General features: G+C 36.1%; 16 protein-coding genes and 1 pseudogene. 8 read left to right on the top strand and 9 right to left on the bottom strand.

The window, feature by feature from the left end:
* Window positions 1-110 precede the first annotated feature (110 nt).
* The gene (locus tag E4N74_RS11815; protein ID WP_255817899.1) at window positions 111-734 is read right to left on the bottom strand and encodes a hypothetical protein; all 624 of its coding nucleotides are present in this window, start codon (window positions 732-734) and stop codon (window positions 111-113) included.
* Window positions 735-989: 255 nt separating this feature from the next.
* Between E4N74_RS11815 and E4N74_RS11810 the strand changes: the two genes are divergently transcribed.
* A complete protein-coding gene (locus E4N74_RS11810; protein ID WP_255817888.1) occupies window positions 990-5,957 on the top strand; it encodes a DEAD/DEAH box helicase in 4,968 nt (1,655 codons plus the stop codon).
* Between the two features lie 90 nt (window positions 5,958-6,047).
* Window positions 6,048-6,230: pseudogene (locus E4N74_RS11805) on the top strand (UvrD-helicase domain-containing protein); the annotation flags it as partial.
* Window positions 6,231-6,261: 31 nt separating this feature from the next.
* On the opposite strand, the gene E4N74_RS11800 reads toward E4N74_RS11805, so the two are convergent.
* Window positions 6,262-9,681, bottom strand: coding sequence for a UvrD-helicase domain-containing protein (locus E4N74_RS11800; protein ID WP_255817886.1), 3,420 nt, complete (start codon window positions 9,679-9,681; stop codon window positions 6,262-6,264).
* A gap of 24 nt (window positions 9,682-9,705) precedes the next feature.
* Window positions 9,706-12,543 carry a PD-(D/E)XK nuclease family protein gene (locus E4N74_RS11795; protein ID WP_255817885.1) on the bottom strand — a complete coding sequence of 946 codons (2,838 nt, stop codon included), beginning with the start codon at window positions 12,541-12,543 and terminating at the stop codon, window positions 9,706-9,708.
* A gap of 102 nt (window positions 12,544-12,645) precedes the next feature.
* Here E4N74_RS11795 and trkA point away from each other — a divergent pair, with 102 nt between their 5' ends.
* Both trkA and E4N74_RS11785 read left to right on the top strand, forming a co-directional pair.
* Window positions 12,646-14,046 carry a Trk system potassium transporter TrkA gene (gene trkA / locus E4N74_RS11790; RefSeq protein ID WP_044978344.1) on the top strand — a complete coding sequence of 467 codons (1,401 nt, stop codon included), beginning with the start codon at window positions 12,646-12,648 and terminating at the stop codon, window positions 14,044-14,046.
* A 7-nt stretch (window positions 14,047-14,053) separates the two neighbouring features.
* On the top strand, window positions 14,054-15,496 hold the full coding sequence (locus E4N74_RS11785) for a TrkH family potassium uptake protein (RefSeq protein WP_255817884.1): 1,443 nt from the start codon (window positions 14,054-14,056) through the stop codon (window positions 15,494-15,496).
* Between the two features lie 26 nt (window positions 15,497-15,522).
* Here the strand turns inward: E4N74_RS11785 and E4N74_RS11780 are convergent, their stop codons facing one another.
* The 4 genes from E4N74_RS11780 to E4N74_RS11765 are packed head-to-tail and all read right to left on the bottom strand — an operon-like array spanning window position 15,523 to window position 19,902.
* A complete protein-coding gene (locus tag E4N74_RS11780; RefSeq protein WP_255817882.1) occupies window positions 15,523-17,202 on the bottom strand; it encodes a transglutaminase domain-containing protein in 1,680 nt (559 codons plus the stop codon).
* Window positions 17,192-17,854 (bottom strand): anti-sigma factor family protein, encoded by a 663-nt coding sequence (locus E4N74_RS11775; protein ID WP_044978341.1) that lies wholly within the window; start codon window positions 17,852-17,854, stop codon window positions 17,192-17,194. Before E4N74_RS11775 ends, E4N74_RS11780 begins: the two co-directional genes overlap by 11 nt.
* The gene (locus E4N74_RS11770) at window positions 17,838-18,380 is read right to left on the bottom strand and encodes an RNA polymerase sigma factor (protein WP_044978340.1); all 543 of its coding nucleotides are present in this window, start codon (window positions 18,378-18,380) and stop codon (window positions 17,838-17,840) included. Before E4N74_RS11770 ends, E4N74_RS11775 begins: the two co-directional genes overlap by 17 nt.
* 43 nt (window positions 18,381-18,423) lie before the next feature.
* A complete protein-coding gene (locus E4N74_RS11765; RefSeq protein ID WP_044978339.1) occupies window positions 18,424-19,902 on the bottom strand; it encodes a cysteine--tRNA ligase in 1,479 nt (492 codons plus the stop codon).
* 51 nt (window positions 19,903-19,953) lie between these two features.
* On the opposite strand from E4N74_RS11765, the gene murB reads away from it, so the two are divergent.
* The 4 genes from murB to E4N74_RS11745 all read left to right on the top strand — a co-directional run bounded on the left by murB (window position 19,954) and on the right by E4N74_RS11745 (window position 23,971).
* Complete coding sequence (gene murB, locus E4N74_RS11760) at window positions 19,954-20,925, top strand: UDP-N-acetylmuramate dehydrogenase (RefSeq protein WP_044978338.1); 972 nt, start codon at window positions 19,954-19,956, stop codon at window positions 20,923-20,925.
* Between the two features lie 172 nt (window positions 20,926-21,097).
* Complete coding sequence (locus tag E4N74_RS11755) at window positions 21,098-21,241, top strand: hypothetical protein (RefSeq protein WP_170225382.1); 144 nt, start codon at window positions 21,098-21,100, stop codon at window positions 21,239-21,241.
* Window positions 21,242-21,432: 191 nt separating this feature from the next.
* Window positions 21,433-22,767 (top strand): H2O-forming NADH oxidase, encoded by a 1,335-nt coding sequence (gene nox, locus E4N74_RS11750; RefSeq protein ID WP_255817881.1) that lies wholly within the window; start codon window positions 21,433-21,435, stop codon window positions 22,765-22,767.
* Window positions 22,768-22,822: 55 nt separating this feature from the next.
* Window positions 22,823-23,971, top strand: a complete 1,149-nt coding sequence (locus tag E4N74_RS11745; RefSeq protein WP_255817880.1) for a GGDEF domain-containing protein — start codon at window positions 22,823-22,825, stop codon at window positions 23,969-23,971.
* Between the two features lie 88 nt (window positions 23,972-24,059).
* On the opposite strand, the gene E4N74_RS11740 is transcribed toward E4N74_RS11745, so the two are convergent.
* Together E4N74_RS11740 and E4N74_RS11735 are read right to left on the bottom strand one after the other, a co-directional pair.
* Entirely contained in the window at window positions 24,060-24,263 is a 204-nt protein-coding gene (locus tag E4N74_RS11740) for a hypothetical protein (RefSeq protein ID WP_255805398.1), read from the bottom strand.
* Between the two features lie 76 nt (window positions 24,264-24,339).
* On the bottom strand, window positions 24,340-24,693 hold the full coding sequence (locus E4N74_RS11735) for a glycosyltransferase (protein ID WP_255805397.1): 354 nt from the start codon (window positions 24,691-24,693) through the stop codon (window positions 24,340-24,342).
* Window positions 24,694-25,006 lie beyond the last annotated feature (313 nt).

Raw genomic sequence — 25,006 nt, 5'->3', positions numbered from 1 at the left:
GGGGGGTAAACTTAGGCTAACATTTTTCTCCGTATCTTTCAGCAGCAAATTTAAGCTTTGAGAAAAATTAAATTGTAAGCCTAGATAATATTCCACTCTCATAATACTTATTATACTCCAAAATATAAAAAAATCAACTTATTTAGATATTTTTTGATTCTTTGTTCAAGAGAAATACCCGGACATTCCGAATACAGCTCCATTATTTTTTGCGTATAGACAAAAGCACCTTCTGCTGCATCTTTTTCTTCTATAAGTTTTAGAGCCGCGTCATTATGATGAGAGTGCAGCTCCTTAAGAGACTTTCCCCGATATATGAGCTCAAAGGAACGGCGTTCTTTTAATTTTGCAGCTTCTTCCTTTGTAAGCTTAAATGGAGGATATTTAGGTTCAACCTTGTAAAGATAATAAATTAATTCTGAAGATTCATTTTGAGCTACAATAAAGTATTCTTTTTTATAATCTTGTACAAATCGATAAAAGCTTAGATGAGGCAGCGTATAGTTATACAAAAGATAAGTTTCTTCACCATTCTCTATTACCTTACTATACCAGCAGCCTTGCCACTTTAAAGAGTTTTCAATATTTTGTCTGACAACTTCATTGGAAGGAATATAGGTTACTCCGGGAGTTGTTTTAGGTTTATTGGGAGAAAACAAAATGATATTATAAATAAGGCCGTCTTTTAAAATTTCTTTAAGATTATGATTTGCTCTTTGTAGTTTTAATTCCATAAATTATACCCTCTAATAATATATCACATAAAATTTTAGAAAGTCTACAAAAAGTTTAAATTTTTTTGTTTGTATCGCGAGACCAAATTTAACGCTACTTTTCGTCCTATATTCAATGCTCGTTGTAGATTTTTATATAAGACTTTACAATCATCTTCCATACTTTTCTAAAGTGCTTGCATTAAACTCAGTTGTCAAATACCAGATTTTATGATACAGTATAAATGAATTTATCAATCGTACCTTGGGGGAAGTATGACTTTGACATTTGACCAGATTATTGATAAGTACCGTGAGAACTCGACTTCTGAACGAGACAAAGGAGACAAGTTTGAACGGCTTATGCAAGCCTACCTTTTAACGAAACCGATCTACAAGTCTTTATTGACCAATGTTTGGCTCTGGTCAGACTTTCCTTATAAAGCTCAGTTCGGAACTGGCGGTAAGGACACGGGTATTGACCTTGTTTGCCGTACACACGATGGAGAATACTGGGCAGTCCAGTGCAAATGCTACCAAGCCGACAAGAAAGTAGACAAGGCAATGGTGGACTCCTTTGTTTCCACTTCTTCTTTTGAATTTGAAACCAAAGACGGTAAAAAAACATTCTCTTTCAGAATTTGGATTGATACAACATATGACGGCTTCAATGCCGAAGCAAGCAATGTAGTTGAGCGTCTTGGAATTCATCGTATCGGTTTAATTGACTTAAAAAATGACGATGTAGACTGGGAAGCTCTGGATTATGGAAAGAAAGGTTCTGAAGCAACCGTTGCGAAATACGGGCTCCGTCCGCACCAGAAAGAAGCGTTCGACGCCACGACCAAGTATTTTGTAGACTACGAACGTGGAAAGCTAATCATGGCTTGTGGAACCGGTAAGACCTTCACCTCGCTTCGAATTTCAGAAGCTCTGGCAACAGACAGTCACTTGGTATTGTTCTTAGTTCCATCAATCGCACTTTTAAGCCAGACTCTCAAAGAGTGGTCGGCTCAATGTAAGGACAACATTTATCCTATCTGTATTTGTTCGGATTCCCACGCAAGCGATAAAGCTGAAGACTCAATTTCAGACCTCGTGCTTCCTGCAACAACTGACCCTAACAAAGTTTACAAACAGTTCGTGGATTTCAGAACAAGGCAATCTTCCGAAGGTGGAATGATTGTTGTGTTCTCTACATACCAGTCAATCGATGTAATTAGCGACGTTCAGAAACAAATAAACAGTCTGGAAAAGGACTCGTTCATTTTTGATTTGATTGTCTGCGATGAGGCTCACCGTACAACCGGCGTAAAGCAAAAGGATAAGCTCCAGTCTTCATTCACAAAGGTACATTCAAACGGCAATATAAAGAGCAAGAAACGTCTTTACATGACCGCCACACCGAGACTCTACTCTTCCGATGCTCAGGTAAAAGCAAGGGAAAAGGAAGTTGAAGTCTGGTCTATGGACGACCCTGAAATGTTCGGTAAAGAAATCTACCGTATCGGATTCGGTACAGCAGTAGAAAAGCAACTGCTTTCTGATTACAAGGTAATCGTTCTTACTCTCGACGAAAACTCGGTAGAGCCTCAGCTTCTCAAAAAACTTCTGGACGGAAACGCTAGCTTGAAGGAAAGCGACGCTATAAAACTCATCGGTTGTATCAACGTCCTTTCAAAACGAGCGAACTATCTTACCGATAAGGAACTGTTCAGAAACGATGACCCTGAGCCGATGAAGTCGGCAGTTGCATTCTGCTCTAACATCAAAAACTCACTTTACCTGAAAGACTCATTTAATGTATGTCAGCAAGCCTATTATGAAAAAATGTCTGAGGAAGAAAGAGCCCAGCTCGTCGTAGTTCAGGCAGACCACGTTGACGGTGGCATGGGGAGTACAGTCCGTGAAGAAAAACTCGACTGGCTCAAGAAAGCCGACCAAAATAAAAAAGAGTGCCGTGTTCTGAATAATGTTCGTTGTCTTTCTGAGGGGGTTGATGTTCCTAGCCTCGACGCTATTATGTTTTTGTCTTCCAGAAACAGTCAGGTCGATGTAGTTCAGTCGGTTGGCCGTGTAATGAGAAGAGCCGAAGGTAAAAAGTTCGGCTACATCATCATCCCGGTTCTTGTTCCTGCGGATAAAAACGCTGATGAAGTTCTGGACACAAGTGACGACTTCAAGATTGTATGGAGCGTGTTGAACGCCCTCCGAGCACACGACGACCGCTTCAATGCGACAATCAATAAAATAGAACTGAATAAAAAGAAGCCTAAAATCATTAACGTTACCGGTGGAGGTAACTTTGGCGGAAAATCGGTAGTCGGTGGTGATGATGACGATAATGTAGTAGCCGAGCCGACACAAGGCTACCTCGATTTTGACGAACTTCAGCAGGAGCTTTATGACAAGTTCCAAAAACTCACCGGGCAGGTTTTCGCAAAGATGGTAAGCAAGTGCGGAAGCAGACGCTACTGGGCAGACTGGGGAAAGGATGTAGGTGAAATCGCAAAGAGAAACATCGATCGTATCAACAGGCTGATTGCAGCGGATGGTGACCACAAAGACAAGTTCAATGCTTACTGGGAAAGTATAAAAAAGAACTTGAATCCGAGCGTAAGTATATCTGAAGCCGTGGAGATGCTTGCCCAGCACATGATTACAAAACCAGTATTTGAGGTTCTGTTCGGGAACGATCACTTTACTAAAGAAAATCCGGTGTCAAAATCACTTGAAGAAATTGTTGCCTTGCTCGATGAACAATCAGATCCGGAAGATTTGGAAAAGCTCGAACGATTCTACAAATCAGTTCAACAAAGAGCCGAAGGTATAGACAACGCAGAAGGAAAACAGAAAGTCGTCGTGGAGCTCTACGACTCTTTCTTTAGGAACGCCTTTCCGCTGACTGTTGAGAAGCTGGGTATTGTTTATACTCCAGTTCCAGTCGTAGACTTTATTATCCATAGCGTTGAATGGGTCTTGAATAAGGAATTTGGTCGTTCAATCAGCGACGAAAGGGTAAACGTGATTGACCCATTTACGGGGACAGGAACATTCATCACTCGTCTTTTACAGTCTGGAATTATCAAAAACGAAAGCTTGAAGCGGAAATACAAGCGTGAGATCTTTGCGAACGAAATAGTCCTTCTAGCCTACTACATCGCAAGCGTAAACATAGAAAATGCCTACCACGATTTAAGCGGCAAGGATACCTACGAGCCGTTCAGCGGTATCTGTTTGACTGACACATTCCAGCTTTACGAAACCGGAGAGCAAACTTTAGATGACAGGATATTCAGTGAAAACAGCGAGCGTGTAAACGAACAGAAAAAACAGTCGATTACCGTCGTCATGGGAAATCCTCCGTATTCAATCGGGCAGAAGTCGGCTAACGACAATGCACAAAATCAAAGATACCCAAAACTTGAAGAACGTATTGCAACCACGTATGCAAAGGAATCTGAAGCAGGATTAAAAAAGTCCGCTTATGATTCATACATTAAAGCCTTCCGCTGGGCAAGTGACAGACTTGATAAGACAGACGGTGGAGTAATTGCTTTTGTTTCAAATGGTGCTTGGCTTGATGGAAATGGTCTTGATGGATTCAGAAAAACAATAGAAAAAGAATTCAGTGCAATTTATGTTTTCAATTTGCGGGGAAACCAGCGTACCAGTGGAGAGCTTTCCAAAAAAGAAGGCGGTAAGATTTTCGGCTCAGGAAGCCGTACTCCTATTGCCATAACTCTTCTTGTTAAGAAATCCGGTCATTCTGAAAAAGCAAAGATTATGTATCATGATATTGGCAACTACCTCAGCCGTGAAAAGAAGCTTACAATAATTTCAGATTTCCACGACATGAGCAGACTTCCATTAGGTCTGATTACGCCCAATGCGTACGGCGACTGGATAAGTCAGAGAAACGATAAGTTCTCTGCATGGATTCCGATAGAAGCAGATGAAAAATTTGACTCTAAAGCACAGTCATTCTTTACGACTTATGCCATAGGTGTTGCGACAAATCGTGATAGTTGGGTATACAATTATTCAAGAGCTGCTTTAAAAGAAAACATGCAGCAAATGATTGACTTTTATAACGGGCAACGAGAAATCTTTACAGAAAAAGCAAAATTGAATAAAGACTTAAAAGTTGATGATGTTGTTTCAAATAATACAAGTAAAATCAGTTGGACAGTAAATCTTAAATCTGATGTAAAACGAAATAAAATTCATGAGTTTGATGAAATTGACACTGTTTCAGGAATGTATCGACCATTTCAAAAACAGTATCTGTATTTATCAGAAGGTCTTATTGAACGCCCCGGTCTAAGCAAAAATCTCTTTCCTACACCAAAGCATAAAAACCTTGTGATTTGCGTAACAGGCATTAGTTCAACAAAAGGCCCAACTGCCTTAATAACAGATATGGTTCCAAGTCTTGATTATGTAGAAAAATCTCAATGCTTCCCGCTTTATTGGTACGAGACCATCGAGCCAAAGCAGCATTCACTTTTTACTGACGGAGAAAAAATCATGAGACATGAAGCAATCAGCGACTTTATATTAGACCGTGCACAGCAAAAGTATGGAGACACAGTTCAGAAAGAAGATATTTTCTATTATGTCTACGGTATCCTGCATTCAAAATCCTACCGAGAAACATTCAGCGCCGACCTCAAAAAAATGCTTCCGCGTATTCCGCTTGTAAGCGACTGGCAAAAGTTCTGGGAGTTTAGTAAGGCGGGCCGTATGCTTGCTGACTTGCATTTGAATTATGAAGAGATTGAACACTATCCAGGCATAAAAGTAAGCTCGCTTAAATATATTCAGTACGATACCGAAACGAAGAATGCTTGTAAGGATGGGTTTATAGAAGCAGAGCCAAACCGAAAGATTACACCGCATAGTGAAACCGACTACAAGTATTACGCAGTGGAACAAATGAAGTTCCCGAAGAAAGGTGAGAAAGATACGATTGTATACAATCACTGGCATACTATAAAGAATATACCAGAAAAAGCGTATGAATATGTTGTAAACGGAAAGTCTGCAATCGAGTGGATTATGGAGCGCTATGCTGTAACGACAGATAAAAAATCAGGAATCACAAACAACCCGAATGACTGGTCTCGTGAACATAAAAGGCCTCGCTATATTTTTGACTTGCTGCTTTCGGTAATCAATGTAAGCATACAGACGGTCGACATTGTTAATAATTTACCAGAAGTTGACTGGGATAATGAGTAAATAAAATGAGTACTCTACAAATTTGATTTCCGTGTTAAAACTCTACCGCTTCTTGCCAAATTTCCCGTTTTTGGTATACTCACCCTTCCTATGAATGAATTTACTGAAGGTCTTAATCCCGAACAGTTTAAAGCCGTTAGGACAATTAACGGGACCGTGCTTATAATAGCGGGAGCCGGTTCGGGGAAAACACGCGTTATCTCTTTTAGAATTGCACACATGCTCGACAAGGGAATTCCTCAGTCTCAGATTTTGGCTCTTACCTTAGATAATCTTCTCCTGTTTGTCTAAAATACTACATTACCTATGTATCAAGCTCAACACAATGTCCCGTTTTCAGGTAGAAGATAAACGTTTTAACCTCGATGGGCTTATCCGGATTTTCTTTAAGATTTTCCGATTCGGTTTTTGCAAGATCGGAGGCAGCTTTTTTATAAATCTTCAGCTGGGTTAAGTGTGCATCGGGGTTTTCTATCTCATCGGTTTTATAATCTACAACATAGACTATTCCGTCTTTTTTAAAAAGTAAGTCTATCTGTCCGCTTACAATTTGTCCTTCATAATCCGTTAAAAAGCCGTATTCGCTTTTTAATTTTTCTGCTTCTTTTGCAAGCACATACATATACGAATTAAAAAAATTATCGGCCCAAGCATAAATCTTTTTTCTTTCAACTTCGGAATGACCTTTAGGATAAATAAATTCTTTATTTAAAAGACGGGCTTCTATTATGGCATGGGTAAGAGTTCCAAGCTCGGCAGCCGTAAATTCTTTTTGTTCATCTTTATCTTTAGAAGAAATAGGCAGCTTATCTTTTTCGGAAGTAAAAGAATAAACGAAATCTTCGCCCCTCTTTTTATTTACCTCATGAGCAATTCCCGTAGCGGTGTGTATTCTTTTTTCTGCAAGATTAAATTCTTTTACCTTAGAAGAAGCAAAAAGTTTTTCAAAATTTATTTTTTCATGTTTTTGTGTTTTTAACTTGTTAAATAAAACCTCTCTTTTAAGAGGTAAGATTTCATTAAAAATAATATCTTCATGTTCATCTGGAAGAGCAGGCAAAAGTAATTCAAAAAAGCTTATAGTCTTATCCGAAAATTTAAGCAAGTTTTTTATTTCTTTAAGACTTCTTGAGTCTGAAGACGAACAATCATTCTCTTTGGGTTCATTCTTTTTCGAATCTTTAGACTTTTTCTTTCGTAAGCAATCATATACACCGCTTATAATTAAATAAGATTCTGCCCTTGTAGCGGCAACATAAAGAAGCCGTTTCGTTTCGGCAATAAGTTTTGCATTAGCCTCATCACGTAATGATTCAAAAATAAGATTGCCAGAGTTCTCAGGCAAGACCAAAGCCTTAGGAGTGTGCAAAACAGGTCCCATATCTTCCTTATAAAAAACAAGTCCATCTTTTCTTTCAGAGATACCACTGTTTCCGCAGTCGGGAACTATAACAATAGGGAATTCCAAACCCTTGCTCTTATGCACAGTTAAAAATTGAACAGAGTCTTTTTCATCATCTAAGGGAAGCTCCATATCATCAAGCATTTCCTTCTTCTCAATATGAGATGAAAGTAAATCCACAAATTGAGAAAAACTTAATCCGTCTATATCAGCTTGACAGGCAAGCTCAAAAAGATAATCATACAAATCCATATAGCGATGATTTTCTTCATCACTCAATAAAAAATATCTATAGGCTTCTTCATACCAAAGATATGTAACCGACTCGGCACAGCTCATGGTTAAAATATTTGTATTTAAGCGAGCAAATAAATCGCAAGCCCGCAAATAGGCGTCTTTATTTTTTCCGCTTAATTTTTCCGCTAAAGAAATGTCAAAGGCTCTTGTAAAATTTAAAAGCAAAACTGCAAAGGCATCATCATCCATATTTACAAAAGGCGAATGTAAAACTTGTGCATAAGTTTTTTTATCTGAAGGATAGGCTATAATTTTAAGCATAGCATAGATATCGTTTATAGGCGCATCATTAAATAAACCCTTTTGCTGCACACTCCTATAGGGAATACCAAAATTGCGGAAAACTCTTTCATAAACACTCTGTTTTGTCGAAGCCCTAAGCAAGACGGCAAAGTCGCTCCATGAACAAGCTCTTGCAGATTTACCGTCCCTAATTTTAAAACCTTGATTATGCAATTCTAAAATTCGTTTTGCAAGATAAAAAGCTTCAGTTTCTACAGGATCAAGAAAGCTGTTTGAATCTTCCAATGCATTAAATCTTTTTTCATCAAAAAACATTATTTCAATTTTAGGTTCAACTCCTTTTACAGGGGCTCTAGTTTCAGTCGGCACATATTCCGCCTCATAGGGAGGAACAAATCCGTTTTTTTCTAAGGGCTTATTTATTTCGGAATAAAAAACTTTGGAGAATATTGCATTAAATAAATTTATAAGAACAGGCTCCGTTCGGTAATTTATCAAGAGTCTTGTAGCGGCAAGTCTTTCTTTATCCGAAATATCGTCAGCAAGTTTTCGAAACACCGAAACATCAGCTCCTCTAAAAGCATAAATCGATTGCTTCTCATCTCCGACAAAAAAAAGTTTATTGGGACAAAGCTCCTGAGGACCGGGAACGGATTTTTTGGAGCGTTCAAGTTTTTCAGCAATTAAAAAAAGTAGATCTCTTTGCAAGCTGTTATTATCTTGAAACTCATCTATCATAATAATATCTGCATTCTTTTTATAAAAGTTTCGTAAATCTATGTCATTTATTAAAACATCCACAGCAAGCTGTGACACATCCGAAAAAGTTAAAATGCCCCTTTGTTTTTTTTGATATACATATTCTTTTTGAAGCCCTTCAAGCATATCAAAAAAAGGTGCCAAGTACTCACGCGAGTATTCAAAATTATAAATGGATGAAAGTTTTTTATATATGTTTTTTAATTTTTCTTTTACTTCTTTTACGGTATCATTTCCTCGCCCTTTTGCTGTTTTAGAAATTTTATCGACAATAAGAAGTAGTTTAATAAAGGCTTCATCTTTTACCGATTCAGGAAAATGGGTCAGAGTAGAATACGCACTCACAGCTTCTTCCTTAAAATTCTTCAAAGAATCGTTTTCTTTTATAAATTCAAAAACGTCAAAACATTCCGCTAGAGTTTTTCTTTCTTCATCATCATGATATTTTATTTGAGCTTCTAAACTTTTTTTAAAGTCAATGGATTTTGAAATCAAAACATAGTTATTTAATAATTTTACAAAAAGCCCCGAAACAAAATCATCTATGCCGTTATCTCCCAAAAAAAACTGCATAGTTTTATCGGAGCGCATTTTTAAAAAGAAATCCAAGCCTATGCGGTAGGCCAACTTTTCAGACTCGGAATTATCAATGTTAAAATCGGGAGAAATACCGAAACTTCTACATGATTCCCTTGCAATTCGATTGCAAAAAGAGTCTATTGTCGAAATTTTAGCAAGATGAAATTTTTCGATAGCAGTTTTTGCATTAGGATGATCTATTTTTTTTAATTCATTATAAATTCTTTTGTGCATTTCGGCAGCGGCTTTTTCGGTAAAGGTTAGAGCTATTATTTTTTCTACACTGACAGCCTTTTCAACAACAAAATAAACATAACGTGCGGCCAAGACTTTCGTTTTTCCTGAACCGGCTCCCGCTGCAATTACGGAATTTTTTTCAATGCTTACCGCAGTTTTTTGATTTTCATTTAAGCTATCCATTATATTTTTTATATAATCATTCATTTTAATCTTTCTCCAATAAAATTTTTACTTAACCGAATAAACTGTTCTGCAAATATGCTTAAACCCGCAGCTAATGCATGTTTCAAATGAAACGGAAGAAGGTTTTGTAAAATCTTGAGCATTAACCGACTCTGCAAATCTTTCCGCGTCTCTAATAAATGCATCGATTGAAGATTGAAAATCTTCACGAGTTCTTTCAGAGCCGCTGCGTGTAACGGGAATAACTTCATTGTCATTTACAACCTTATTTATTTTTTGCTGCACAAAACTTAAGAACCACGCATGTTCTATAGTTTCAAAATTTTTATTTCCGTTTTTTAAATCCTTTTTTAATTTGGATTCCGCCAAAAAGATATACATGGGTATTTGAAAATCGGTCAACTCTATCTCTTCAGCACTTAAATTTTTTTTACCATATGAAGAATAGGCCGGCATATTATTTGTTTTATAATCGATAATTACTCCGCCCTTCTCATCTTGCGGAAAAGATGCCCTGTCTATTTTCCCTTGATACAAAATACCGTCATTTTCTATTTCGATCCATTCTTCTACCCATTTAGGAGCATATCCGTCCAAAAGTGAAGCATCGCTTTCTAAAACAAAGTTGACGGCTTCCATCACCCTTCTTTTTAAGGATTGAATAAAAGGTTTTGCCAAACCACCCCTAAAATCTATGGATTTTTCTGCAAGAAGATCAAATATTAAAGAAGCTCTTTCAATATACTTATCTAAGTTTTTAGAATTAAAATACTTATCCGTTACACCAATCTCTTTATATAGAACCTCCAATACATTGTGCGAAAGGTTGCCGATATTTCTAGCATCAAAAATTTTAGCGTCATAGTTTTCTGAAAAGACGGAAAGAACTTTTTCTAAAAACCAAGAGGAAGGACACTCGGTAAATATTTTTAAATCGGTTTGACTTAATTTAAAAGCTCCGTCCTTAAATAAATTTTCCTCCATATACGAATTTAATTCTTCGCTAATTCTATCATATGAATTTTGTAAATAAGAAAAATCTTTTTTTTGTTTGAATGTAAAAAAAGTTGAGAATCCTTTTTTTTGAATTTTATATATTGTAGGAATTTCCTTTAAGTTATTTTTTTTCTCTCCGAAATAATCCAGTAAAAAAGAATCATAGGATTTTAATTCTTCTATTTTTTTATTCATTCGTTCGGCATTTTTAATTTCTTCATCTTCAGAAATTTCAAAAAGATTATTTATAATCAAATATGAATTAAAATTGTGAGGACTAAAACTAAAAACCGTATTCGGAGATTCCGTATAGGCCTCAAAAAAATAAGCGGATGCATCGGTTTCAAAAACACCTAAGGCATCTCTTTTATCCTTACGCAAAAAAGAAAGTTTATTATAAATAATATTTGTATTCTCTTGGCTGCAATTTAAAACAAAATGATGAGTAAAAGGAGTAGCAGCCGCAACTCTGTAAGGAAAGATACTTACCGCAAGCCCTGTGTTTTGAGGAACATATATAGCCTTATCCAATTCAGAAATAAAAAACTTAAATTTATCGTAAGGCATATATTCTTCAAACTTATCCTCTAAATATAAAAGTTCTTGAAGACAAGAAATACAACGTCCCAAGATTGCATTATCTTTTTCGGAAAAAAGATTTTCATCTATTAAATCTTTTCTAAATAAAAAATAATTTTTTTGCAACTCCGAAAAAGTTTTAGATTCGCAGATTCTATTTACGGCATAATAGAAACTGTAAAACCAATCCCTCGCTTTTTTCTTTTGTTCAACTTCAATTTCATCTTTTTCATAATTTATTTTAAAAGATTCAATCCAAATATTTTTATAAACAGTATCTTCTTTATTTTCTTTCCACGATACTGCACAATTATTTTTTACGCCGTAATCTATTAAGGCTTCAGCTCCTTCCCTATCCTTCCAAGGAATATGCTTATTTAAAACAATCGGTTTCATAAATTCAAAAGCAAAATTATTTTGCACACAATCATAAATAAGAGAAAAAAGTTTACCGGCTTGTTCAAGTCCCAACTTAAAACCCGACCGGAATTCTGCAGGGATCCCTCTAAGATAAAATTCTCTTTTTATATAAGATGCATAGTTTTCAATATCGGGAACACTTACGGCAATCTCATCCGCTCTGACTCCTTCACTGAGAAGTTTTTCAATTTGTAAAACCGTATTTTTTAATTCGCTTCTGGAATTTTTATAAACATCAATTAAGTTTTCTTTTCTATTGAATTTAGGACAGTGAACATAACTTATTTCTTTCTGCTGCCTTAAAAGTTCCGCATGTTCACTAAAGTCTTCCATCAATTCGGGATAAATAATAATATATTTTTTCCGGTTAGAATAAAATTCCGAAGAAACCCAAGACGGTTCAAACAAAGAATTCTTTTTTAAAAAATCGGCGTATTCTTTTTTCAAAAGAAGATAATCCTTCATTTCATCATCGTCTAAAAACTCCGAACTTCTGCCTGCATACCGTTTTTCAAAATGATCAAGCTGCGGCAAAATACCTGCAATCCATTCGGAAAAAACCTCTCCCGATTCGGCATACCCTGACGGAATAAGAAATTTAAACATAGGCTCTCCGTCTTTTGCTTTTTCCGAATTAAGGCGGCTTATATATTGAGCAAAAATTCTGCGCACCGTATTTGACACAGGACTTAAAGAAGATGCCTTAGAAACAAGACAAGTCTCCTTAAAGCCGTCCCATGACATATAATTTTCAGAAGGAACGGTACCCAATCCGGTAATACTAAGCGATTTTTGAAACCACAACCTTGAAGCAATCCTTGAAGGAAATACAAAAACGTTTTTTAAATCTCTTCCATAAGTTTTTATTGTTTGTTCTATTAAATTCATACAGGGTAATATTGTATCATAAAATATAAAAATTATTAAGGGCATACTAAACTAAATATTTACTCTCTTTTCAAAAATCAAAATTTATTGTACTATAAAAATATGAAAGTAATTATAGTGGGCGGCGGTGTTACCGGAACGGAATTAGCCCGCAGGCTTATAAGAAAAAAACATGATGTTGTTTTAATAGAAAGAGATGAAGACACAGCCCGCCATGCAGCAAATAGACTGGACTGTATGGTAGTACAAGCAGCAGGAAACGATACCCAAATTTTACTGGATGCCGGAATAAAAAAAGCCGACGCTGCGATAGCTGTAACCGACTCGGATGAACTCAATATGATAATATGCGGCATTGCCGAAAGTCTGGCTCCTAAAGTTATAAAAATAGCCAGAGTGCGGAATGAAGACTATGTAAAGGCCCTAAATTTTTCGGAAGAAAGAACTCTGGGCATAAACGCTCTGGTTTATCCTGATGAAGAAGCAGCCCTTGCCGTTATTCAAGCAATCGAACACGGAGCGGTAAGCGATGTTTTGTCTTTTGAAAATTCAAGCTACGAGCTTACCCGTTTTAATGTTTGTGAAAAAAGTACTCTGGACGGCCTTGCTGTTTTTGATATCAGAAAATATGTAGATATTCCCTTCATTGTCGTAAGTGTAGAACAAAACGGAAAAAATAAAATTCCTTCAGGCGACACTATTTTGACGGCAGGAACACGGGTTTCAATTTTAACAAAACCAGAACACATAAAAAAATTTTATGAACTGTCGGGATTTAAAACACAAGAATTTAAAAAAATTGCCTTAGTAGGAATGGGACGTATAGGAAAAAGCATTGCAGAATACCTTCTTAAAAATTCAAAGAGCAAGTCCTTTCTTTCAAAATTCTTACCGGTAAACTTAAACCAAAAATGGAAAATTTCCATTATAGAAATAAACGATAAAAAAGCAAAGGAAGTTGCTGCCGAATTTCCCGAAGCCTATATATACAAAGCGGATGTTATGGACGAAGCCTTTGTAGACGAAATAGGCCTTGACTCTTTCGACTTGGTAATATGCACAACGCCTAATTATGAATTTAATATGATAGCCTGTGCCTACTTAAAAACTTTAGGCGTTTATAAAACAATCTCGCTTGTTCAAAGTTCAGTCCTTGAAAATGTTGCATATAAAATCGGAGTCGACGTTGCAGTCTCTTTTAAGGATGTTGTTGTTGATTCTATAATGAGTCATCTTGTAAGCGAAAATGTAACAGGTGTTCATACAATGGGTGACGGAAAACTTGAAATCATAGAACTTCAAGTATCGGAAAAAAGTCCGATTCTAGGTAAAAAACTAAAAGATATTTCACAACACGGAATATATTTAGTTCTTCTTATTACGGATAAAGTCGGAGAACAAATCCCCAACGGAGATACTGAATTGGAAGCGGGAAATAAAATAGTATTTATAGTAAAATCATCTCGAAGTGATGAAATTATAAAAATGTTCGGAGGAAACTGAATTTAAAATGAAAGTATTCCAATATGTCCGAATTATTTTTATGATTTTAGCGATTATTTCCATAAGCTTCATACTCCCGATTGGAACGGCAGTTTATAAAAATGAAGCCTATCTAATACCGTCTTTTTTAATACCGTCAGCATTTATATTTGCAATCACAGCCGGCTTTTTCTTTTTTCAAAAAAATAAAAAAATTAAACTTTCAATTTCAGGCGGAATAATTTTAGTTGCAGCTGCATGGGTTTCTGCAGGTATTTTGGGAGCAGTACCTTTGTTTATTTCAGGCGTAATACCTAATTTTGCAGATGCCCTCTTTGAATCCGTATCGGGCTTTACCACAACAGGTGCCACAATTCTTACTAATGTCGAAGCCTGCCCAATGACAATGCATGTCTGGAGAACCGAAATGCACTGGCTGGGAGGAATGGGTATAGTAGCCTTAACCGTTGCTCTATTTCCTCTTTTAGGAGTAGGAGGGTTTCATCTAATCAAAAGTGAAACAACAGGCCCCGACAAGGGAAAGGTAACGGCAAAGATAACCCATACGGCAAAAGCTCTTTGGTTTATCTATCTTGGAATGACTGTAGTACAAACTATCCTTTTAATGTTTGCAGGGCTTCCGTTTTTAGAAGCCCTTTGCCACACATTTGCTTCACTAGGAACCGGAGGTTTTTCAACAAGAAATGCAAGCGTTGGAGCCTTTAATTCTCCTGCGGTTGAAATTATTTGTGCAGTCTTTATGCTCTTAGCCGGTGTAAACTTCAGCCTGTATTTTCACTTGTTCACAGGCCACCCTGAAGAATTTTTTCATAATTCGGAACTTAAAGCCTATCTTAAAATAGTATTTGTATCAACCGCCCTAATTGCTATTTCCATCTATCCCATTTACGGACTTGGAGGAGGCTTACGGCAAAGTCTTTTTCAAGTTGCCTCGGTAATCACTACTACAGGTTTTTCAACAGCCGATTACAATGCATGGCCGGAGTTCGCAAAAATGGTGTTGTTTTTCTTGATGTTTGTCGGAGGCTGTTCAGGCTCAACGGCAGGAAGCATCAAGGTAATACGCTGGCTTATCCTAAAAAAGCAAGCAGGAATGGAGGCAAAAAGGCTTTTAAGCCCTCACGGGGTTTTCGGTATTCAGCTTAATAACCGCCCTGGAAGAAAGGACATAGTCTACAGCGTTGCAGGTTTTATATTTTGCTACTTTTTTTTAACCCTTATTACAGCCTTGGTTGCAGCCGCCGACGGAGCTGACCTATTGAGCGGCTTTACGGCTTCACTGGCACTTATAGGAAACATAGGACCCGGATTTGGAAGAGTAGGACCTGCCGGAAACTTTGCATTTTTTTCATCCCACGTAAAAATTTTCTTTTCCTTTGTAATGCTTGCAGGGAGATTGGAATTATACACAATGATAGTTTACTTTATGCCGGCATTTTGGAAAAGATAGGTCTTTAGCCTTTATACCTGTCTGCCTTAGTAAATTGCTATTATAACCGGAGTCCGCCAAACGGAATTATACTTTGTTATACCGGAATATTCTTCCCAACCATTATAAAAAGCATAGCTTCTTTCTTTTGAAACCATTGTGCTGTTAGATGCCATAGGAGGCTGAATATTTTCACCTCGTGAAAAAGCAATTCTAAAAGCATCCAGATTGCCGAAGTACCAATTTTCCATCTGAGATACTCCCATATCGAAAGGAACGCCCTTAGCCATACCGGGGTCTACAGGCACCCAGCCGAAACCTTCCAGATAAAATTCTGCCCACCAGTGAAGGTAAACCGTTTGAGAAACATCTGCCGTAATACCGGCAATCGGTTGAGCCGGTATACCTACAGCCCTTGCAAGAGCAGCAAACAAAATTGCAGTGTCGTATGTGTCGGCTTTTTTTTCAGTTAAGGCATTTACCGGCGAAGCACCGGAATTCAATATTGAAGAAGGAATTATTTCAACATTTTTCAATAAATAATTATATATACGTCTTGCCTTATTATAAGGGTTCCTTTCATTTTGAACAATTTCTGCCGCCGTCTTTTGGATTATAGGATCATTAGAAGGAATCAATTCGGTAGCAATTGCATAGTTATCATATATCTCTTTATTTTGGCGTGAGTTAATTCTTACATTTACGGGATTTATCCTCGTGTTTACCTCGTAGGTATTTACACTATACTCTTGTCTTATATGAATCTTTGTGGAAGGGTTTATATTCTCATATTGATGAATGGATGCCCCTTGATAATCGGCTACAAACGGAGAAGGATTAATAGACAAAATCTTAACATCTCGTTGGGACGAAAAAACAATAGGAATGGGCACTTTTATAAACATAGAATTTTTTTCCGCAGCCGCCATATTCGAAATATCAACCTCAGCTGCAATTACAAAATTCTTTTTGTTGGAATAAGTCTTTGTTCCTATTTTATTTCTTACCCTAAAAGGAACAGCATTGCTCGCTCCTGAAGAAGTTATAATCATAAGCATACCTGAATCTGCACCGTCAGGCACTCTAACATGCAGTTCTTCATTTGACCAAAGCACAAAATCAAAATCATAGTCCGAACAGCGGGCTGCCTCGATCTCTTCTTTTTTTTCAACTTGCTGAATCATTGAAGAATTAAAGTCGGATACAAACAAAACTTGAGAATTACCTCTTGTCTCCCCAAAATTTTCACCTGAAATTTTTATAATGCTGCCGACTTCGGCAAAGTCTTTATCCAACGAGATAATCTCAGGCATACCGCCCGCATAAGTTTTATCTTTGATAGATGGAATTGAAGAAGCGGAAGCCATAAATGACGGGGGAGATTTTTTATTTTGAACGGCCACATATACAATACCGCCATTTTGATATTCCGGATACTTAAAAACAATCTTTTTATCTGTCCAAGAATCACAGTTTTCCGCCTGAATGATTGCATCCCCTATCTCAATCCAAGAAGAATCTATCTCTGAACCGAAATTTTCCCCATAAATTACAATTTGATCACCGGCTTTAGCTATCGGGGGAGCAATCTCAGCTATAACAGGGTGTTTTACAGTTAAAGAAGTTAAATATAAGGTAAGAGCAACAAGTCCGCCTAACAATATAAAAAATACAAAAAATCTAACAATAAAGAATTTTCTGAATGAATAAGTAAATCTATTTCCCATTTTTAAAAGAAGTTACGGTTATCCCATGTGTATAGTCAAAAAATAAAGTTTCGTTTTTTATATTCTTATTTAATATATCAGAGTTTGTTTCATTTGATGGCGGTAAATATAAATTTGCATATTTACTTAGATTTATTTCTTGAGGCTTACCTTCAAAAATAATAGCATTTTCATTTGAACCGAAAATATTTGAAACATTTAATTTAAATTTATTTACCGATTTTAAATTTTCTGTTGTAGGGGCTGCGGATTTAAATTCACTAACAGCAACGGACTCTGACGGAGTCAAACTTTTTTGTGTACTAAGCACAACAATAGGAGTTAGTACAAAAAGAAACAAAGCTGCCGCTGCTAATGCCGGAATAGGAATCTTATTTGATTTATACATCCAACTTGTAGGTTTATTTCTATTAATCTCCATCCTTTTTAAGCAATCCTGTCTTTTCGCATAAAGTTTGAGAAAGGAGCCTTGAATATCCAAATCCGGAGACGAGTTTTCCGATAGTTTTAAACTTATTGTTCTGTATGAGTCAACCACTCTCTTACATTTTTCACAAGAAGCCAAGTGTTCTTCTATTTTTTCTTTCCATGAGGACTCTAATTCTCCATCAACATAGACTGAATACAAATCTTTATCAGGGCATGTAGACATCGCTTTCTCCTATATATTTTGCTAATTGTTCTCGAGCTCTAAAAACTCGGACCTTTACGTTACCTTCGCTTATTCCAAGAATGCTGCCTATCTCCTTATAATTCAAACTGCCGTATTCTTTAAGCTGTAAAACAGCTCTCAAATTTTTCGGCAATTTTTCAAGAGCGGCTTGAACCGAATTTATAGACTCTTGCTTTAGTACTATCTCCTCTCCGGTATCGACCTTACGGGTATCTTCCTTTAGAGCTTTAGCATAAGCTTTTCGTTCTCGACCGCACCTTTTTACATAATTAAGCGATGCATTCCGCGTAACCCTAATAAGCCAGTATTTAGCATCATCCATAGACGGGAATTCCATCTTTTTTTCGGTCATTTTTATCAAAGAATCATGGCAGATATCTTCGGCTATATCTCCTTCTCTGACTATATTGTAGGCTACTTTATAAATAACAGGCATTAGAGCCTCATATATCGATCTGAAATCATCATCCGATAAAGCCCTCAAAGCGCCTTTCTCTTTAAACATCCTTAACTCCAAAATGTTACAGTTTTATAAAAAACATATCAATTTATAATTTTTTCCATATCGTTTTATTGCCCTGATCTTCAAGTATAATACCCATGCCTTTTAGCTTATCCCGAATTTCATCAGCAAGTTTATAGTTTTTGTCAAGTTTTGCCGAAGCTCTCTCCTCTATCAATTTTAGAATTTCGGATTCATCGATTTGAATAGAATCTTTATCCATTAGCATATTAAAAGATTCTTCTATCAGCTTGATACCCAAGATAGAATCCATAGCTGCGAGAACCGTTAACACATCTTTTTTAGGAATATCCTTTTCCTTTATCAAAAGTTGCAGTTCCGATAGAGCTTTTGGAGTAGAAAAGTCATCTTCCATTGCAGCAACAAAATCATCAAAGTAGCTGCGGGCTTTTTCATTTTCTATCATGCTTTTTGCAGTTTTTAGGTTAAGGGTTCCTGTCAAGGACACGTATTCTTTAATTTTCGCTTCGGATAGGTCTTCCATCAGCTTTGAAACTCTCATATTTAAGTTTTTTCGGCCGTTTTTTGCCGTTTCCATAGCTTCCCATGAAAAGGTAAGCTGACTTCGGTAATGTCCGCCTAAAAGCAAAAAACGGTAGTCAAGGGGCGAAAAACCCTTATTGATAACATCTTCTAAAATGATAAAAGAACCGGCAGACTTAGACATTTTGCCCTTATTCATAACAAGGAATTCGTTATGAAGCCAATAGTTTACCCATTTTTTACCCGTCGCCCCTTCGGATTGGGCAATTTCGTTGGTATGATGCACCCTTATATGGTCTATCCCTCCCTTGTGGATATCGATTTGTTCACCCAGATACTTCATGCTCATAGCCGAACATTCAATATGCCAGCCGGGATAGCCTCTGCCCCAAGGCGAATCCCAGACAAGGGCTTGATTTTCAAACTTGCTCTTTGTAAACCAAAGAACAAAGTCATGAGGATTGCGCTTGTTTTTATCTACTTCAATACGTGCACCGGCTTTAAGGTCTTCAAGTTTTATATTTGCCAATTCTCCGTATTTGGGAAAGGTAGAAATATCATAGTATAGATTTCCTCCGGCCATGTAGGTATGTCCGTTTGCTTCTATTCTTTTTATAAGTTCTATCATTTCGTTTATATGCTCGGTAGCCTTGCAGACAATACCCGGCCTTTCGATATTCAGCCTTTCCGTATCCTTAAAAAAAGCCTTCGTATAAAATTCTGCAATTTCAAGCACCGATTTTCCGCGTTCTTCCGCAGACTTTACCATCTTATCTTCACCCGAGTCTTCATCATCGGTCAGATGGCCGACATCGGTTATATTCATAACATGGGTAACATCATAACCTAAAAATCTTAGCGTCTTAACAAGGATATCTTGAAAAACGTAGGTGCGTAAGTTTCCTATGTGTGCATAGTCATATACTGTAGGCCCGCAGCCGTAAACTCCGGCCTTACCTTCATGAATGGGAATAAATTCTTCTTTTTTATTACCCAAGGTATTATGTAATTTTAAGCTCATACGTTCCCCCTATCTTGTTATCTAATTTATAATTGTATATACTAAAATCAAATGAATAATTTATTTAGTATACTTCATAATACCCCTTTATTTCAAGAGGGAAGTATAGAATTCGATAAAACTCTAAAACCTCTTACAGCATATAAAATCGGAGGTAATGCAGAAGCTTTTTTTTGCCCCAAAAACGAAGAACATTTAAAAGAAGCCTTAATTTTTTTACTCAAAAATAAAATTCCTGTCTCGTTAATAGGAGGCGGAGCGAACATCCTTGTCTCAGATAAGGGGTTTAGGGGTGTTTTAATCAGCCTAAAAAACTTAAACAAGATAGAAATTATAGGTGAATCCGAGAACAAAATTTTTGTAAGAGCCGGAGCAGGCGTTCTCACTGATAATCTTACAAAATGGGCTGTTAAAAATTCTCTTTCGGGTCTGGAATGTTTCGGAGGTCTTCCCGGAAACGTCGGGGGAGCCGTATTTATGAACGCACGCTGTTATGATGTTTCAATCTCGGATAGATTAAAATCAGTAAAATATATCTTAGCCGATGATGGTAAAACGGAATTTGCAGAATATAAATACAATCCTTCCGATTGGGGCTATAAAGTTTCACCGTTTCAACAAAATCCCATAAGTACCGAGATTAGAAACAATCGAAAGATAGTGATTTCTGCCGTGTTTACTTTAACTTATGGAATAAAGGAAGAAATTGCAGCCAAAACCGAAGAGAAAATTCAAGATAGAATTTCAAAGGGGCATTTTAAGGCTCCTTCTGCCGGAAGTACATTTAAAAATAACAGAACATTCGGGCAGCCCAGCGGCAAGCTAATAGAAGATGCAGGCCTAAAAGGCCTCTGTGAAGGAGGGGCTCAGGTGGCTCCTTGGCATGGAAATTTTATAATTAACAAAAAAGATGCTTCGGCTTCGGATGTAAAAATTTTGATAGAAAAGGTCCAAAAAAACGTTAAAGATAAAACCGGCTTTTTACTTGAACCGGAAGTTATTTTTGCAGGAGATTGGGAGTAGATTTTTTAGAGATTACCGTAATAAACCGCAAATAATTACAAATATTTCTCTAAATTTACACAAAAATACATAAAATTCTTTTAAATTTACTTGACTTCTTTTTTATTTTAATGTATATTAGATGTATCAAGAGCAGATAAAAAGCTGCCAATATCTTTAAGGAGAAGCAAAGATGAAAACATTATTAAAATTTATTAAGTCAAACAAAAAAAACGGTACATCTCAAAGATCCGAAATATCAACACAGCAAGAAAAAATTAATGAACAGCCCCTTGTTTGGAAGGCTTATGTAGGTATCAATTACTTTACAATGTAATTTTGTAAAAACTATTTAAGGCCATAAAATCTTTATATAAAGATTCATCCATAAAAAAAGACCCGTGAATGCGGGTCTTTTTTTGTTTGAATTTACCGGTAAAAAATAATCATTAACATACACCCTATACTAAATAAGAATTTAGGTGTACAATATAAGAGATCCGCCTTAAGGCGGCGAAGGAGTTAAATATGAGCAAAATCGTAGTAGTGGGTGCAAATCATGCCGGAACATCGGCCATTAATTTTTTAACGGATATTTCAAAAGAAAATGAGGTTGTGGTCTTTGACCGAAATACCAATATCAGCTTTTTGGGCTGCGGAATGGCCCTATGGATAGGTAATCAAATTAGAGGCCCAGAAGGTCTTTTTTATTCCAATAAGGAAAAACTGGAAGCTAAAGGTGCTAAGGTTACGATGGAAGCCGAGATTACCCGAATCGATTTTGACAAAAAAATCGTATACGGAACGGTAAAGGGTTCACAGCCTATCGAAGAATCCTATGATAAATTAATCCTTGCGACAGGTTCAATTCCGATAATGCCCAAAATTAAGGGTATGGATTTGGAAAATGTTCAGCAGGTAAAAATCTTTCAAAACGCTCAAGAGGTGATCGAAAAGCTAAAAAATCCTGAAATTAAAAAAATTGCAGTTGTAGGAGCCGGCTACATCGGTGTCGAGCTTGCCGAAGCCTTTAAAAGGCATAATAAAGAAGTTGTGCTCATTGATGCAATGCCGTCAAGCCTTTCAAACTATTACGATAAACCCTTCACGGATTTGATGGATAAAAATTTAAGCGATCACGGAATAAAACTTGCATATAATCAGCTCGTCCAAGAAATCAAGGGAACAACAAGGGTAGAAGCCGTTGTTACGGACAAGGGAGAATATCCTGCCGACATGGTAGTGGTCTGTATCGGTTTTCGTCCCAATACCGAACTTGGAAAAGATAAACTTGAAACCTTTAAAAACGGAGCCTATTCGGTCAACCTAAAGCAAGAAACAAGTATAAAGGATGTTTATGCAATAGGGGACTGCGCGACGGTTTTTGATAACTCTCTCGGCGAAAAATCCTACATTGCTCTTGCAACAAACGCAGTAAGAAGCGGAATTATAGCAGCTTATAACGCAGCAGGAGTTCCCCTAGAAGGCATAGGAGTCCAAGGTTCTAACGGAATCAATATCTATGACTTGAAGATGGTATCGAGCGGAGTTACTGTAGAGAGAGCAAAGAAGCTGGGTATTGATGCGGAGTTTACCGATTTTGAAGATTTGCAGCGTCCCGAATTTATGGAGCACGATAATCCTCCCGTAAAATTAAGAATTGTGTATAACAAAAAAACGAGGGTTATAATCGGAGCTCAAATGGCTTCCACATACGATATGTCTATGGGAATTCACATGTTCTCCCTTGCTATTCAAGAAAAACTTACAATAGACAAGCTAAAACTTTTAGATATTTTCTTTTTGCCTCACTTTAATAAACCGTATAATTATATAACGATGGCCGCTTTAGGAGCAAAATAAGTTTTAAAAATTTTCGCACTATTTAATTACTCCGTTTTTTGATAAGGATAATACTATGAATAGTTACGGCATTAATGATGATGTAACTCAAAATCATCTGCATGATTTTTTCAACGATAATACTCAAATTGCACATAATGAAATAAATTCACTACAGGCACAATTCAGGCTTATTCACATAAGAACTCAGCTTATCATTATAATCATTGCATTCTGCCTTGAATTTTTTTATTATTTTATTGGTAAAGAACAAGTAAATACATCTTGCTGTAAGTATTTTCTTAAATTTGTAATCATTCCATTTATCGTTAATTTTCTGCTGTATATTATAACAAATATTTTTAATAGAAAGTATTATGATTCGAAAACTAAAAATTACTTTGTAATGTTAAGCTCATTATTGCAAGCCTTTCTTTATATTTTAATTCATCAAGCCTTTGTAACGATTTATGCAGGTTTTTTAGTTATGATATTTTTATCGACGGTTTATAATGACAAAAAGCTAACAAAAATCACGGCCGTCTTTTCTTTTGCAGCAATCATGTTGTCTGTTTTTATAATAAGATATGATGGAGATTACGTTATAACAAATAATTATATCTTAGACTTTCTGGTACTGGAATGTATTCTCGTTGTATCCTATATTACTGCAAAATATATTCTTAATTACAATAATATCCAACTTTTAAAAATACTGAACACTCTCCAAGAAAAAGAGAAATATTGGCATGGTATGATGATAGATGATCTTTCAGGATTATACTCCAGAGCTGCCTTTAGAACATATATCAGTAAGGTGCAGGAGTATAAAGGGGAAATATACATAGTAATGATAGACCTTGATAATTTTAAACAGGTTAATGATGACTACGGCCATTTATATGGAGATGAAGTAATAAGAATCTTAGGCCAAACTTTTAAATCTTATTCAAAAGATGTATTCACTGCCTTCCGCTATGGAGGAGAAGAATTTTTAATTGTAATCAATTCGGATAAAACTACTGCCGAAAAATTAATGAATGAAAGTAAAGACTTATTTAATAAAAGCTGTTTATCTAAGTTACAAAACCCTCATATCAGCTTTAGTGCCGGTATTAGTAAATTATCAAAAGGCAAACCTATCACGGATACTATCGAAGAAGCCGATACGGCTCTATATAAAGTAAAAAGAGAAGGAAAGAATAAGGTTGTTATTTTCGCTTAATAACTTCCGGCAAGTATTCCATTAGAACCCCTCTGAAACCGTTTTTATATTTTTTTCAAGCTATAGGCGTATATTTACATATATTTATTCACATTATTTTAGATACTAATTTATCTTTTGAACAAAATACGCAAGTACCCGTTTGTTTTTGTATTTTATTTTGTGCATACAACATTCTAGTAATGCTGTTTACTTGCTGGCGAGGAAAAACCTTACATTTTTCCGACAAACAATCATCACAAACGCAAGACTCTTTTTTTAAAAAATTAATTATCCTATCTGAATTGGTCATTATTTCTCTCCTTAGTTTGATATTATAATAAGGCTTTTAAAATCAGGAACGTCTTTCAAAAGCCTTGTTTTAATTATTATTTTTTCTTATACACTTCCCACTCAGCTCCATTAGCGGCTATTATTTTATATACATAATACTCTTCTCCCGGTTTTTCCGGAGCCGTAAGCTTATACCATTTTTTTTCTTCTGCATGAGCTCTTTCTGCATATCTGAAAACTGCCATTCTTTCTTTAGATGTTACACCTAATTTCTCAATTTTATTCATAGATGGAGCTTTCTCTAGCTCTACCATTTCCCAGTTTATAGATGTATCCTCCTTTCCAAAAAATGTATCTCTTAGAAATGAGACACAACCTGAAAATAAAATTGCAGAACACATTAAAACAACAATTATACTAATTGTTAAAGACAATTTGTTTTGTTTCATCTTAATCCTTCCTTCTTGCAAATTTTTATTGCAATTCAATTTTTTATCTAAATATATTGATCGGTTCCGTTGCCAGTCTATCCGTAGTCCGGCCAATCAAACATAGTTTAGCAGAATTTTTAATACTAGTATTTATTAATAGAGCACAATGTGTTTTAATTTCTTTCGATTGAATTTTATAAAGAAAATCTTTTTTATGAGAACAGCAATAATGTAAAAAATTATTTATTAGAGATATTAGAACTAATAGAGAAAATGGGGGGGGGAGGTAAACCAAGGTTAACATTTTTCTCTGCTTTTTTAATAAGCAAAT

This window comes from Treponema putidum, from assembly GCF_024401155.1.
Taxonomy (GTDB): Bacteria; Spirochaetota; Spirochaetia; order Treponematales; family Treponemataceae; genus Treponema_B; species Treponema_B putidum.
This window is presented reverse-complemented; position numbering and strand designations above follow the sequence as displayed.

Excerpts from the sequence above, each read along its gene's own strand:
- E4N74_RS11815 (WP_255817899.1), bottom strand. The coding sequence starts at position 734 with ATGGAATTAAAACTACAAAGAGCAAATCATAATCTTAAAGAAATTTTA.
- E4N74_RS11810 (WP_255817888.1), top strand. The coding sequence starts at position 990 with ATGACTTTGACATTTGACCAGATTATTGATAAGTACCGTGAGAACTCG.
- E4N74_RS11800 (WP_255817886.1), bottom strand. The coding sequence starts at position 9,681 with ATGAATGATTATATAAAAAATATAATGGATAGCTTAAATGAAAATCAA.
- E4N74_RS11795 (WP_255817885.1), bottom strand. The coding sequence starts at position 12,543 with ATGAATTTAATAGAACAAACAATAAAAACTTATGGAAGAGATTTAAAA.
- trkA (WP_044978344.1), top strand. The coding sequence starts at position 12,646 with ATGAAAGTAATTATAGTGGGCGGCGGTGTTACCGGAACGGAATTAGCC.
- E4N74_RS11785 (WP_255817884.1), top strand. The coding sequence starts at position 14,054 with ATGAAAGTATTCCAATATGTCCGAATTATTTTTATGATTTTAGCGATT.
- E4N74_RS11780 (WP_255817882.1), bottom strand. The coding sequence starts at position 17,202 with ATGGGAAATAGATTTACTTATTCATTCAGAAAATTCTTTATTGTTAGA.
- E4N74_RS11775 (WP_044978341.1), bottom strand. The coding sequence starts at position 17,854 with ATGTCTACATGCCCTGATAAAGATTTGTATTCAGTCTATGTTGATGGA.
- E4N74_RS11770 (WP_044978340.1), bottom strand. The coding sequence starts at position 18,380 with ATGTTTAAAGAGAAAGGCGCTTTGAGGGCTTTATCGGATGATGATTTC.
- E4N74_RS11765 (WP_044978339.1), bottom strand. The coding sequence starts at position 19,902 with ATGAGCTTAAAATTACATAATACCTTGGGTAATAAAAAAGAAGAATTT.
- murB (WP_044978338.1), top strand. The coding sequence starts at position 19,954 with ATGAATAATTTATTTAGTATACTTCATAATACCCCTTTATTTCAAGAG.
- E4N74_RS11755 (WP_170225382.1), top strand. The coding sequence starts at position 21,098 with ATGAAAACATTATTAAAATTTATTAAGTCAAACAAAAAAAACGGTACA.
- nox (WP_255817881.1), top strand. The coding sequence starts at position 21,433 with ATGAGCAAAATCGTAGTAGTGGGTGCAAATCATGCCGGAACATCGGCC.
- E4N74_RS11745 (WP_255817880.1), top strand. The coding sequence starts at position 22,823 with ATGAATAGTTACGGCATTAATGATGATGTAACTCAAAATCATCTGCAT.
- E4N74_RS11740 (WP_255805398.1), bottom strand. The coding sequence starts at position 24,263 with ATGACCAATTCAGATAGGATAATTAATTTTTTAAAAAAAGAGTCTTGC.
- E4N74_RS11735 (WP_255805397.1), bottom strand. The coding sequence starts at position 24,693 with ATGAAACAAAACAAATTGTCTTTAACAATTAGTATAATTGTTGTTTTA.